The organism is Streptomyces sp. Xyl84 (genome assembly GCF_059731885.1).
In genome coordinates this window covers 842,861-855,163 of the sequence record NZ_AP029183.1, presented here as the reverse complement: position 1 = coordinate 855,163, position 12,303 = coordinate 842,861, and the positions used below count along the sequence as shown (strand labels likewise).

Annotated in this window: 8 protein-coding genes; 5 read left to right on the top strand and 3 right to left on the bottom strand. The window is 75.3% G+C overall.

What is annotated here, in order from left to right; translation table 11 throughout:
* Positions 1-72 precede the first annotated feature (72 nt).
* The 3 genes from AC6I72_RS35400 to AC6I72_RS35390 all read left to right on the top strand — a co-directional run bounded on the left by AC6I72_RS35400 (position 73) and on the right by AC6I72_RS35390 (position 5,190).
* Positions 73-1,512 (top strand): pyridoxal phosphate-dependent decarboxylase family protein, encoded by a 1,440-nt coding sequence (locus AC6I72_RS35400; protein WP_498005627.1) that lies wholly within the window; start codon positions 73-75, stop codon positions 1,510-1,512.
* A 128-nt stretch (positions 1,513-1,640) separates the two neighbouring features.
* Complete coding sequence (locus AC6I72_RS35395; RefSeq protein WP_498005625.1) at positions 1,641-2,738, top strand: tryptophan dimethylallyltransferase family protein; 1,098 nt, start codon at positions 1,641-1,643, stop codon at positions 2,736-2,738.
* Positions 2,739-2,952: 214 nt separating this feature from the next.
* Positions 2,953-5,190, top strand: coding sequence for an ATP-binding protein (locus AC6I72_RS35390; RefSeq protein ID WP_498005624.1), 2,238 nt, complete (start codon positions 2,953-2,955; stop codon positions 5,188-5,190).
* Positions 5,191-5,517: 327 nt separating this feature from the next.
* Here AC6I72_RS35390 and AC6I72_RS35385 read toward each other — a convergent pair whose 3' ends face one another.
* Together AC6I72_RS35385 and AC6I72_RS35380 are read right to left on the bottom strand one after the other, a co-directional pair.
* A complete protein-coding gene (locus AC6I72_RS35385; RefSeq protein WP_498005622.1) occupies positions 5,518-6,123 on the bottom strand; it encodes a TetR/AcrR family transcriptional regulator in 606 nt (201 codons plus the stop codon).
* A gap of 230 nt (positions 6,124-6,353) precedes the next feature.
* Entirely contained in the window at positions 6,354-8,879 is a 2,526-nt protein-coding gene (locus AC6I72_RS35380; RefSeq protein ID WP_498005620.1) for an FtsX-like permease family protein, read from the bottom strand.
* 184 nt (positions 8,880-9,063) lie between these two features.
* On the opposite strand from AC6I72_RS35380, the gene AC6I72_RS35375 reads away from it, so the two are divergent.
* On the top strand, positions 9,064-10,449 hold the full coding sequence (locus AC6I72_RS35375; protein WP_498005619.1) for a sensor histidine kinase: 1,386 nt from the start codon (positions 9,064-9,066) through the stop codon (positions 10,447-10,449).
* The gene (locus AC6I72_RS35370) at positions 10,446-11,168 is read left to right on the top strand and encodes a response regulator transcription factor (RefSeq protein WP_498005617.1); all 723 of its coding nucleotides are present in this window, start codon (positions 10,446-10,448) and stop codon (positions 11,166-11,168) included. Before AC6I72_RS35375 ends, AC6I72_RS35370 begins: the two co-directional genes overlap by 4 nt.
* A 54-nt stretch (positions 11,169-11,222) precedes the next feature.
* Here AC6I72_RS35370 and AC6I72_RS35365 read toward each other — a convergent pair whose 3' ends face one another.
* On the bottom strand, positions 11,223-12,155 hold the full coding sequence (locus AC6I72_RS35365) for an alpha/beta fold hydrolase (RefSeq protein WP_498005615.1): 933 nt from the start codon (positions 12,153-12,155) through the stop codon (positions 11,223-11,225).
* Positions 12,156-12,303: the final 148 nt, after the last annotated feature.

The window sequence follows — 12,303 nt, the reverse complement described above, 5'->3', positions numbered from 1 at the left end:
GGACAGAGACATGTGTGAGCGCGGCCGCGGGTGCGCGTACGGCTCCCGGCCGACCGCTTGAAAGGACAGTGCATGGGTGTCCCGCCTCACCTTCCCCTGGAGGTGACCTCCGAGGAGGTGCGGGAGCTGGGGGAGATGATGGTCTCCCGGCTCGCGGAGTTCGTCCGGGCGGTCCCGGCGCGCGCGGCCGGCCCCGCACCGCACGGGGAAGCCGTCGCGGAGCTGGTCGCGCCGTTCACGACGGCACCGCCGGAGGAGGGCGGCGACCTCTCCGCGCTGCTCGACCGGCTCTGCGAGGCCGCCGGCCTGGCGATGGAGACCGCCGGCCCCCGGGTGATGGCCGCGATCCCGGGCGGCGGGATCTACGTCTCCGCGCTCGCCGAGTTCTTCACCCGGACGGTCAACCGCTTCGGCGGGCTGGCCGCCGCGGCCCCCGCGCTGACCGCCATGGAGGAGAGCGTGCTGCGCTGGATGGCCCAGGACGTGTGCGGGCTGCCCGCGGGCAGCTCCGGCATTCTCACCACGGGCGGCTCGACGGCCAACCTGTCCGCGGTGGTCGCGGCCCGGCACAGCCGCCTGGGCGAGTCTCTGGAGAACGGGACCCTCTACCTCAGCGCCCAGACCCACCACTCGGTGGCGAAGGCCGCCCGGATCGCCGGGATCAGGGAGCGCAACGTCCGTGTCGTGCCGACGACGGACCGGCTGCACATGGACGTCGCGGCGGCGGCGCGGATGATCCGGGACGACCGGCGGGCCGGGCTGCGTCCCTTCCTGCTGGTGGCCACCGCGGGGACCACGGACGCCGGCGTGATCGACCCCCTCGACGACCTCGCCGCCCTGGCCGCCGAGGAGGACGTCTGGTTCCACGTGGACGCGGCCTACGGAGGGTTCTTCCGGCTGACCGAGCGCGGACGCCGGCGGCTGGCCGGGACGGAGCGGGCGGACTCGGTCACCCTCGACCCGCACAAGACCCTCTTCCTGCCCTTCGGCACCGGAGCGCTCGTCGTACGGGACCCCGCCGTGCTGACCGCCGCGCACCAGGGCACCGGAAGCGTCTTCCAGGACGTCGGCTCCTTCGAAGCGCTCCCCGACTACGCCTACCGGGGCGTCGAGCTGAGCCGGGAGAACCGGGGGACACGTGTGTGGCTCCCCCTGCACCTGCACGGGGTGTCGGCCTTCCGCAGCGCACTCGACGAGAAACTCGACCTCGTCGAGTACGCCTACGAAAAGCTCACCGGCATGCCGGAGCTGGAAGTTCCCCGGCGGCCGGAACTGAGCACCGTGACCTTCCGGGTCCGCCCGCGCGACGCGAGCCCCGAAGCCCTCCAGGAGGCCGACGAGGCGACGCGCCGGCTCCCGCAGCGCATCAACGCGAGCGGGCGCGTACTGATCTACAGCACGGTCGTCGAAGGCCGCCAGACCGTCCGTATGTGCGTCGTGGCGTACGCGACGCACCAGGAACACGTGGACGAGGCGCTGGAGGAGACGGCGGCCGCCGTCGCGGCGCTCTGATCCGGCCGGCCGGCGCATTCATGCAGAACATGGACGAAACATTGAAAAGCCTAGGAATTCAGGGAAATCAAATACATCGGGGGAATGGGATGGCTCGTTTCGGTCTTTATGACGCGTGGAACGAATCGGTGGGGGAGTTCCTGTGCACGCAGTGGGACCGCGCCTGCGACGCCCTGGTGGTCCCCGCCGGCGAGGCGCGGGCGTCGAGTGCCCTGCTCAGAGAGGCTCTTGAACCGTGGTTCGCCCTGAAGGTCGGCGGGGAGTGCCGCCACCCGTCGTACGTGGCCGAGGACGGGTTCCCGGCGGAGATGTCGGTGAAGTGGTCGGCCTCCGGCCCGGAGATACGGGTCCTCTTCGACATCGGATTCGCCGACGCGCGGCCCGACGTGACCGCCCTGACCGCCACCGTCCGGCTGGCCGAGCGACTGGGCGCCTCACTCGACGGTTTCGAGCGCACCGGTGACCTGTTCCTCGACGGCCGGCTCGGCGTCCCGGCCCCCCTGTGGCACTCACTCGTCCTGCGCCCCGGCGAACCGCTGTCTCTGAAGGCGTACTTCGGGCTGTACCGCTGGGGGACGAGTGAACGCGAGGCGGTGGTCAACGCCGCCATGGAACGCCTGGGCATGGGGGAGGCCTGGGCCGCGACCTCCGCCGGGGTGGACCTCGCCCGGCACGAGCTGGAGTCCTTCGCCCTCGACCTCTCCGGCGCGCCGCAGAGCCGGGCGAAGGTCTACCACCGCAGTGCCGCCGCCACCCTGGACGAGCTGAACGCCCTTGCCGCACGCGCCCGCTCGCACGACGCCGTACGGGCCGGACGCGGCTACCGGGCCCTGGCCGGCGGGGACGGCAGCGACGCCGGCGAGGCCGCCCTGACCTGCCTGGCCTTCCGCAAGGGCTGCCACCGGGCCGAGGAGGCGACGACGTACCTGCGCATGAGCAGTCTGTCCCGCAGCGAACGGGACACGACCGAACGGGTGGCGGCGCTCCTGGAGAGCGAGGGCATCCCCGCCGGGCCGTACCGCGACCTCGTGGACGCCCTCGCACCCCGGCCGCTCGAAGCCTTCCTCGGCCTCCAGGAACTGGTCAGCTACCGCACCGTCGGCCGGCGCGCGGACATGACCACCTACTTCCGCTTCCCCGTCTACCCGGTCACCCGCAACCCGCCACGGTCCGCCCGGCGCACCACGTTCTCCCCCGTCACCGCCCCGGCGTTCCGCGGCGACTGACGGGCCTCCCGGCGGCCACCCCCGCCCGGCGGCCGCCCCTTCGGGCCCGGCACGGCGGCCGCCTTCCGCCCGCCCCTGCTCCTCACCCCGTGTCCTCCTCGTCCCCGCTGTCGCCGACCCACCATGTGAGATGCGCTCCTGCGGCCGGATCCGGAGCGGTTAGGCTCGCGTGATCCCGGCGCGAGGGCGCCGGGTACGGCCCCGCGGGGGTGGGATGGACAAGGGTGTGTTCGGTCGGTTGCTGCGGGAGGCGCGGCAGCGTTCGCTGCTGACGCTGGAGAGTCTGGCGGACGCGTCGGGGGTGAGTGTCCGGGCCATCAGCGACATGGAGCGGGGGAAGAGTCTTCCGCGGCAGGCGACGCTGGCTGAGCTGATGGACGCGCTGGAGCTGGGGGAGGAGGAGCGGCGGCGGCTGGTGCAGGCGGCCGCTCCGGGCCGTCGCACGGCGCAGGTCCCGCAGCAACTGCCGCCCGACCTCGCGGTGTTCCGCGGCCGCCAGGACGCGCTCGACACCGTGCACGGCTTCATGGAAGGGGCCGCGGACCGGGGCCGTCACGTCGTCATCTCGGCGATCGGGGGCATGGCCGGGGTGGGCAAGACCGCGCTGGCGGTGCACTGGGCGCACCGGGTGGCGGACCGTTTCCCCGACGGCCAGCTGTACGTGAACCTGCGCGGCTTCGAGGACTCCGGGTCCCCGCTGGACCCGGGCGAGGTGCTCGGCGGGTTCCTCCGGGCGCTCGGGGTGACCAGCGCCGACATCCCGCCCGGCACGCGCGAGCGCGGTGCCCTGTTCCGGGAGCGGACCGCCGCCCTGCGGCTGATCGTGCTGCTGGACAACGCCCGCGACGCCGAGCAGGTACGGCCGCTGCTGCCCGCCTCGGCGGGATGCCTGACGCTCATCACCTCGCGCGACCGGCTCTCCGCACTGGCCGGGGAGGAGGGCGTCTCCCTGATCGGCCTGGACGTGTGGACACCGCAGGAGGCCCTGGCCGCACTGGCCGCCAGGATCGGTGAGGACCGGTGCCGTACCGAGCCCGACGCGGCCGCCGAGCTGGTGGAGCTGTGCGGGTACCTGCCGCTGGCGGTGGCCGTCGTCGGCGCCCAGCTCAGTGCCGCGCCCCGGATGTCGCTGCGGCGGGGAGCACGTGAGCTGCGGGAGGCGAGCCCCCGCCTGGACGCCCTGGCGGGCGACGACCGGCGGGTCGACGTCCGTGCCGTCTTCTCGTGGTCCTACCGTGCCCTCGCCCCCGGCACGGCACGTTTCTTCCGCCTGCTGTCCCTGCACCCCGGCCCCGCGGTGTCCGCGGAGGCCGCCGCCTCCCTCGCGGCCGTCGGGATGGCCGAGGCCCGCCGCCACCTGCGCGAACTGACCACGGTCAGCCTCCTCTCCCGCGACGCCGACGGCCGGTACGTCCTGCACGACCTGGTACGGGCCTACGGCGGCGAACTCGTCGAGCGGGAACACGACGACCGGCTCGGCGCCCAGACGCGCCTGCTGGACTACCTGCGCCACAACGCCCAGGTGGCGGGCCACGCGCTGGAGGCGCGGCTCGGTGCCGAACCGGCCGGCACCCCGGCTCCCGGCGTGGTGCCGGTCGCGATCGACGGCCGGGCGGAGGCGCTGGCCTGGTTCCGGCAGGAGGAGGCGGTCGCGGCCGCCGCGCTGCGGACCATCGACGACGCGCGGCTGCTGCCCCGGCGCGCCGCACTCCCGACGGCGTGGGTCGGGTACAACGCGGTCGCGGGCCGCTGGGCCGAGGAGATCTCGGCCGAGCGCATCGGGCTCGACGCGGCCCTCCTGCTCGACGACCCGGTCGCCGTCGCCAGGGCCGGAGCCAACCTGGCGCGTGCGCTGGCCGAGACGGGCCAGGCGGCCGAGGCCGACGAACAGGTCGACCTGCTGCTCGAGCACGTGCACCGGCTGGATCCCGCGGAGCGCGCCGCCACCGAGCGGAGCATCGGGTGGGTGCGCGGGCGGCAGCGACGCTACGACGAGGCCCTGCACCACGCCCGCAGCGCCCTGGCGCTGTACCGCACCCTCGGCCGGCCGGCCCTGCTCGCACGGGAACTCAACGCCGTCGGCTGGTACCTCGCCCTGCTCGGTGAGTACCGGGAGGCGATCACCATGTGCGAGGAGGCGCTGCCCATCCTCCAGGAGAGCGGCAACCGCCGTAACGAGGCGGCGACCTGGGACAGCATCGCCTACGCCCGGCAGCGCCTGGGCGAGTCCGGGACGGCGGTCGCCACCTACCGCAGGGCGCTGAGCCTGCTGGAGGAACTCCAGGACGACTACAACCAGGCCGAAGTGCTGGACCACCTCGCGTCCGCCCAGCTCGAACTGGGCGACACGGACGAGGCGCGGGCGAGCTGGACACGGGCCGCCGAGCTGCTGCGTGCGTTCGGCAGCCCGCGCGCCGAGCAGATGCGCGCCAAGGCGGACGCCCTGCCGTGACCGACGGGCCACCGGGCCGGACACCCCGACCGGACCCCGCCGAGCCGGACGCCCCGGGACCCGGACACCTCGGGCTGGTCACCCCCGGGGCCGGCCACCCCCGGCGGGCCGCCTGAACCGGCCAGCCCCGACCGGGCCCCGCCGAGCCGGGCGCCCCGGGACGGGACACGCCGAGGGCCCGGCAGCGCCCTGGGGCGCCCGCCCCGGGACCCGGACCCCACGGGCCGGACACCCCCGGGACCCCGACACCCCGGACCAGGCGACAACGCCTCCCGACCGGCGGCCCCGGCGTCCGGTGAAGGGATGCCGCCCGCGCCCCCGTCCCGATCAGACGGCGGTCGGGTCCGCGGCGCGCAGTTGAGCGATTCCCCAGTCCAGGGCGGCCTCCAGGTGGGTGAGCCGGCCGGTGGCGAGCAGGAAGGCCACTCCGCCCTGGATGCCGGCCAGCAGGGCCGCCGAGGCGGTGTCCACGTCGAACGCGTCCGGCAGACGGCCCGTGCGCACCAGGGCCCTGATCCCCTCGGCGATGTGCTCCTGCCACCTGCGCATCAGCTCGACGACCACGGCCCGCGCCCCGGGAGAGGCGGTGCCGACCTGTCTGAGCAGTGAGCCGAGGGGACACGTGTCGCCCTGCTCCCGGTACCGTGCGACGACCGAGTCCCGCCACCTGTACCACGCGTCCCAGTCGTCCAGGTGCCCCAGATGCGGCTGCTGGTCGTCCAGGACCCGGTCGGCCTCGAAGTGGGCGACGGCGAGCAGGAGTTGGTCCCTGCCTCCGGGAAAGTAGTGGAACAACTGGCTCTTGCTGGTCCGGGTCCGCTCGCGGATGTCGTCCAGTGTGGCCGTGATCCCCGCTTCCCGCAGGACCTCGGCGGCGCCGGCGACGATCCGCCGCCGCGTCGCCTGCCCCTTGGGGGTCAGAACATGGGCCATACTCCAGCTCCCCTTCACCGGACCGGTGCGGTTCATTCTACGGCCGGCGGTGTCACCGGTCCGGGGACCGGACGCGCCCCGCCCGGCAGGCGGAGGCCCCGAACGCGCCGCCCCTGCCCCGGCCCTGCGGCACCTCGCCGGCGGGCGGGGACCCGAACGCCCCCTGGCGGGCGGGGGTCACGAACGCCCCTGGCAGGCGGGACCCGAACGCGCGCCCGCCGGCCCCGGCCCTACTCACCGACCGCCCGCGTCACCGGCACCCGTGCCGCCCGCGCCCCGGGGCCCAGCGCGGCCAGCACCCCGATCACGGCCGCGCCGAGGAAGAACAGCAGCAGCGACGCCCACGGCACGGAGATCACCGCGCCCGTCTGGCCGGACACCGCCGCCACCCCGGCGGCGCCGCCCGCCAGGATCCCCAGTCCGGCGCCCAGCAGGGACACCACGACCGACTCCACCCGCAGCATGGAACGCACCCCCGCCCGGTCGAGGCCGACGGCCCGCAGCAGCCCGATCTCCCGCACCCGCTCGAACACCGCCATGCCCATGGTGTTGGCGACCCCCAGCGCCCCGATGCCGACCGTGACGCTGAGCATCGCGTACAGCACCGACAACAACGGACCGAACGCCTCGGCCGCCTCCCGCCCGGCGTCGCCCCGGTCCTGGACGACCAGCAGCGGATTGTCCAGGGCGCGGCGCACCTCCTGCTTCAGGGCGGCGGTCCCACCCGGCTGCGCGCGCACCAGGACCGAGGTGACCGGGCCGCCGCGCGCCACGCCGGCCCCCGCCAGGGCGCCCTCGGGGAGGAGCGCCGGGCCCAGGGCCTCGGGGCCGTCGTAGACCGCGACGACCGGCCGGTCCAGGGAGGGCCCGCCCGGCACCCCGGCGTCGGACAGCTCCCGGCCGGTGAGGCGGTCACCCGGCCGCCAGCCGTGTTCGGCGGCGAGCGCCGAGCTGACGGCGACTCCCCGGGCCAGGTCGTCCAGGGACCCGGCGCGCACGGTGAGGCCGCCGAGGCGCCCCCGGCCCACGGCGTCCGGATCGACGACGGCCGTCCACAGCGTCGAGCCGTCGCGCAGGCGGAACGCCGCCTCCCGCACGGAGGTCACCGCCGCCACGTGCGGCAGCCGCGCGACCTTCCGCGCCGTGTCCGCGCCGACCTGGGCGAAGTCGACGGCGGTGATCCGCAGGTCCGTCGGCATCTCCGCCTGCGCCTTGCGGCCCGCCGTGGCGCTCAGCGACGACAGTGCCACGGTGACCGCGCTGACGAGCGCCACACACACGGTGAGCGCTCCCGCCGTCGCCGCGGTGCGCCGGGGGTTGCGGCACACATTGGCCAGCGCCAGCACACCGCGCACCCCGGACACCCGCCGCAGCGGCGCGCGCAGCACACGTGTGAGCGGCGGAGCGAGCACCGGGACGAGCAGGACCAGCCCGCCGAGCAGCACCGGCAGGCCGACGGCGAGCACCCCGAGGTCCCCGCCCGCGAAGGCCAGCAGCAACGCGCCCACGGCCGAGGCCGACAGCCCGGCGAGGGTGCGGCGGCGCAGCGAGGGCGCCGCCGCGGGCAGGTCGGTGCGCAGCGCCGCGACCGGGGCGACGGCGGAGGCGCGCAGGGCGGGCACGTAGGCGGCCGCGGCGGTGACGGCGACCCCGACGGCGAGGGCCGTCAGCAGCGGGACGACGGCGAGGGGCTCCAGCGGGGCCGCGACCGCCGGTCCGCTCGCGCGCCCGAACAGGGCACTCAGCGCCCCGGCGACGCCGATCCCGGCCGCGTACCCGGCCAGGGCGGCGACCGCTCCCACCAGCACCGCCTCGCCGAGCACCGTCCGCAGGACCCGTCCGCGGCTCGCGCCCACCGCCCGCAGCAGGGCGTGTTCGCGGGCGCGTGCGGCGCTGAGCATCGTGAAGGTGTTGCCCACCAGGAAGGCCGAGACGAACAGGGCGATGCCCGCGAACACCAGCAGCAGCGTGCCGAGTTTGGCGCGGTCGGGCGCCGCCGCGGCCCGCGCGTCCAGCTCCGCGCGGGTGACCGCCTCCAGGCCGGCGGGCAGCGCCCGCGCCACGCGGTCCGCGAGCACGGAGGGCGGGGTGCCGGGGGCGGCCGTCAGCGTCACCGACGCGTACGCGCCCGGCGCCGGCGCGAACAGCGAGCGCGCGGTGGCCTGGTCGAACGCGGTGACCGTACCGCCGGCGGCGACGGCGGGGTCGTACACGGTGAAGACACCGGTGAGCCGGACCGAGCGGACCTCGCCCCGTACGACGATCCGCACCCGGTCCCCGACCCGGTACCCGCCGCGCCGGGCCGACCAGCGGTCGAGGGCGACCTCACCGGGACCGTGCGGGCCGCGCCCGTGCGTCAGCGGGTAGCGGGGGTCCCGTCCGCGGCGGTCCGGTACGAAGTTCACCCCGGCCGCCTGTGACGCCGGGCCCACCAGGGTGCCGTCGCGCGCCACGAGGAACGCCGGGCCCGCCAGGGTGCCGCGTGCCGCGGCCGCCCCGGGCAGGGCGGACAGCCGGCGCAGCAGCGTCTCGTCCGGTGCCGGGGCGGTGCCGGACGGCCCCGGGGCGCCCGTGGCGCGCACCTCCACCGACACGTCGGTCCGCGAGGCCCGCTGGAGCCGGTCGGCGCCGGCGGCCAGGGAACGGCTGTACAGCAGCGAACCGCTGACACAGGCGACACCGATCAGCACCGCCAGGGCGGGCAGTGCGAAGCGGCGCAGGTCGCGGCGGACGGAGCGCAGGACGGTACGGAACATGAGGCCTTCCAGTGCGGCGGCCGGGGAGGGGACGCCCGGGGAGATGGGGCAGGTGTCCCGATCCTGACCGCCGGCGGGGTGCCGCCGGATCGGCCGGAGGACCGAAAACCGCCGGCCGGTGTGCGCCGCGCCTCGGCCGAACGGTCGAGGCGCGGCCCGGCGCGGGCCCGTAACCTGCACAGACATGAAGCAGTTCTTCGACGTCCCGGTGGTCCGCCGGATCTGTGCCCCGGTGACCCGCCGGATCGGTGCCCCTGCGGGCCGGCGGATCGCGGCGGTCTGCGCGGGGGCCGTCCTGCTGGCGGCGGTGGCCGCCGAGGGGGCCGACACCGGGTCCGTTCCGGCGGCCGCGGCGTGGACGGTGTCCGGCGGGCTGGCCCTGGCCGCCCTCGCCGTCCCCCGCGAGCGCTTCGGCCGGACGGCCCTCGCCGCGGTCGTCACGTCCTGCCTGGTGACGCTGGTGACGCACCGCGCGGGCGTCCACGCCGAACACACCTTCGGCGTGGTCGAGTCGTGCGCGCTGCTCCTGGTCGTCGCCCGCGCGCTGCGCCTGCGGCCGCCGCTGCGGGCCGCGGCCCTGGCCGGGGGAGCGGTGACCGCCCTCACGGTGATCTTCCTGCGGCTGCCGCCGGCCGAGTACGGGCGGGCGGGTTCGTTCGCCGTCCCCGTCCTGTGGGGCGCGGCGGCCCTCGCGGCGGTGCTCGGCCTGTACCTGCGGCTGCTCGACAGGTTCCGGGAGCGGGAGCACGAGACCGCCCTCCAGCAGCAACGCCTGGACTACGCGCGGGAGTTGCACGACTTCGTCGGCCACCACGTGACCGCGATCATCGCCCAGACCAAGGCCGTGCGCTTCGCCTCGGCCGCCGGGCGGCCGCCGGCCGCCGGGGAACTGGACGGCATGCTCGCGCAGATCGAGGAGGCCGGTTCGCAGGCGATGCAGTCGATGCGGAGCATGGTGGCCGTGCTGCGGGATCCGCGGGGGCCCGGGTCCGTGGCGGGGCCGGGCGCCGGTCTCGCCGACCTGCGCGCGCTGACGGCGCGGTTCTCCGCGGCGGGTCCGGCCGCCGGTCTCACGCTCGACCCGCGCCTGATCGCCGCGGAGCTGCCGCCCGGCATCGCCACCACCGTGCACCAGGTCGTGCGCGAGGCCCTGACGAACGTGCGCAGACACGCGCACGGAGCGAAGGCGGTCACGGTGGACGTCCGGCTGGGCGGCGACACCGCCCGGCCGGTCGTACGGGTCTCGGTGTGCGACGACGCGGAGGCCGCCACCGGTGCCGCGGCCACCGCCGCCCGGCCCGCGCGCGGGGGGCGCCTCGGGTCCGGGCAGGGAAGCGGATCCGGGTACGGCCTGGTGGGGCTCCGCGAACGCGCCGCCATGGTCGGCGGGACGGTCACGGCGGGCCCGCGCCCCGGTGTCGGCTGGGTCGTCGAAGCGGACCTCCCGCTGCCGGGCCCCCTGCCGGGCCCCTCGTCCTCTTCCCCGCCCGGCGCCTCGTCCTCTTCCCCGCCCGGGCCGCCGCCCCTCGGCACGGACGCCGCCCGGGCTGCTGACACCCTGGACCCATGACGATCAGAATCCTCATCGCCGACGACCAGCAGATGATCCGCTCGGCCTACGGCATGATCCTCGGTTCGCAGCCCGACATGGAGATCGTCGCGTCGGTGGCCGACGGGGCCACCGCCGTCCAGGAGGCCAGGCGCCTGCGCCCGGACGTGTGTCTGCTGGACATCCGCATGCCGGGCCTCGACGGTCTGGAGGCGACCCGGCTGCTGGCGGGCCCGGAGGCGGACGAGCCGCTGAACGTGCTCATCGCGACCACTTTCGACGTCGACGAGTACGTGTACCGTGCCCTGCGCAACGGGGCCTGCGGCTTCCTGCTCAAGGACGGTTCGCCCGCGCTGCTCGTCGAGGCGGTCCGGGCGGTGGCCGCGGACAACGCCCTCATCTCGCCGTCGATCACGGTCCGGTTGCTGAAACACATGACGAACGCGGCCTCGGAAGCCGTGACGCGCGCCGGGCGCCCTGAGCGCACCGGGCGCGCACCGCGCGAGTCGCGCACCGTCCGCGAACTCCCGCTGACCGCCCGGGAGACGGACGTCGTACGGCTCGTCGCCCGGGGCCGCACCAACGAGGAACTGGCGGCCGAACTGCACGTCTCGCTCTCCACCGTGAAGACGCACCTGGGCAGCGTGCAGCGCAAGCTCGCCGCCCGCAACCGGGTGGAGATCGCCGCCTGGGCCTGGGAGAACGGCGTGTGCGGCGGCCGGGACGGGCGGGAGCCCTGAGAGAGAAGAGAGCGGGCCGGTGCGGTGCAGCACTGCTTCTGCTTCCGCCCGGTCTCACTCCTCCCCGGTGATGAAGCCGGTCAGCGCGGCGGCGACGGCGTCGGGCTGTTCATCGGGGATGAAGTGCCCTGCGTCCTGCACGAGGATCCCGGTGGCGTGGCCGGCCCAGGGCCTGATGGAGGCCGCCATGTCGGGGATGGAGCCGTGGCTGCTGGAGATCCCGAGGACCGGGACCGTCAGACGCTGCCGTTCCAGCGCTTCGTGGTTCTTGCGCGCGGACTCGGCGGCGTCCCGGTAGTAGGCCAGGGATGCGCGGAGTCCGCCGTCGGCGGCCACGGACGCGGCGTAGTGCTCGATCTCGGCGTCGTCGAAGGTGTCGGAGGAGAGGGTCTTGGCCTTCAGGAACCAGCCGACGTACTCCCGTTCGCGGCCGGTGAGCAGGGTCTCGGGCAGGTCGGGCACGAGGTGGAAGGCGAAGTGCCAGGTCTTCCACGCCTGCTCGGGGTCGGTGGGAACGGCCTCGGGGAGTGTGATGCCCGGGATGCCGGCGTCGAGCAGCGCGAGGCCGCGCAACCGGCTCTGGTGCTTCAGGGCGAGGGAGAAGGCGACCCAGGCGCCGATGTCGTGGGCGGCCAGCCAGTATGCCGGGAGTCCGAGCGCCTCGACCGCGGCGTGGACGTGGGCGGCGACCGTGTGTGTGTCGTAGCTGATGTCCGGGCGTTCGGAGTGGCCCTGGCCCGGCAGGTCGATCGCGATGACGTGGAACCGGTCGGCCAGGTGTGGCATCACCTTGCGCCATGCCCACCAGGTCTGCGGGAATCCGGCGAGCAGCACGACGGCCGGACCGTCCGGCCGGCCGCCCTCGACCGCGTGCAGCCGGACGCCGTCCGCGTCGACCCAACGGTGGGTGAAGCCGGCCAGGCCGGGCAGCGGCAGGCCGTGGACCGGGTTGCCGGAGACGCGGGGGGTGCCTGCGGGGTCATTCATGATTCTCCTCCACTGGGGTGACGAACGCGACGGCGCCGGCCGCGAGCACGGGGTGCGCGTGTCGCTGCGCCGTACGGGCCGCGGGGCATTCGGCCGGGATCACGTCTTCACCCTAACCCATCTTGAATCGATCGGTTCAAGATGGGAT

What these genes read in the sequence shown, in the direction of transcription:
- AC6I72_RS35400 (WP_498005627.1), top strand. Translation starts at nt 73, where the DNA reads ATGGGTGTCCCGCCTCACCTTCCCCTGGAGGTGACCTCCGAGGAGGTG.
- AC6I72_RS35390 (WP_498005624.1), top strand. Translation starts at nt 2,953, where the DNA reads ATGGACAAGGGTGTGTTCGGTCGGTTGCTGCGGGAGGCGCGGCAGCGT.
- AC6I72_RS35385 (WP_498005622.1), bottom strand. Translation starts at nt 6,123, where the DNA reads ATGGCCCATGTTCTGACCCCCAAGGGGCAGGCGACGCGGCGGCGGATC.
- AC6I72_RS35380 (WP_498005620.1), bottom strand. Translation starts at nt 8,879, where the DNA reads ATGTTCCGTACCGTCCTGCGCTCCGTCCGCCGCGACCTGCGCCGCTTC.
- AC6I72_RS35375 (WP_498005619.1), top strand. Translation starts at nt 9,064, where the DNA reads ATGAAGCAGTTCTTCGACGTCCCGGTGGTCCGCCGGATCTGTGCCCCG.
- AC6I72_RS35370 (WP_498005617.1), top strand. Translation starts at nt 10,446, where the DNA reads ATGACGATCAGAATCCTCATCGCCGACGACCAGCAGATGATCCGCTCG.
- AC6I72_RS35365 (WP_498005615.1), bottom strand. Translation starts at nt 12,155, where the DNA reads ATGAATGACCCCGCAGGCACCCCCCGCGTCTCCGGCAACCCGGTCCAC.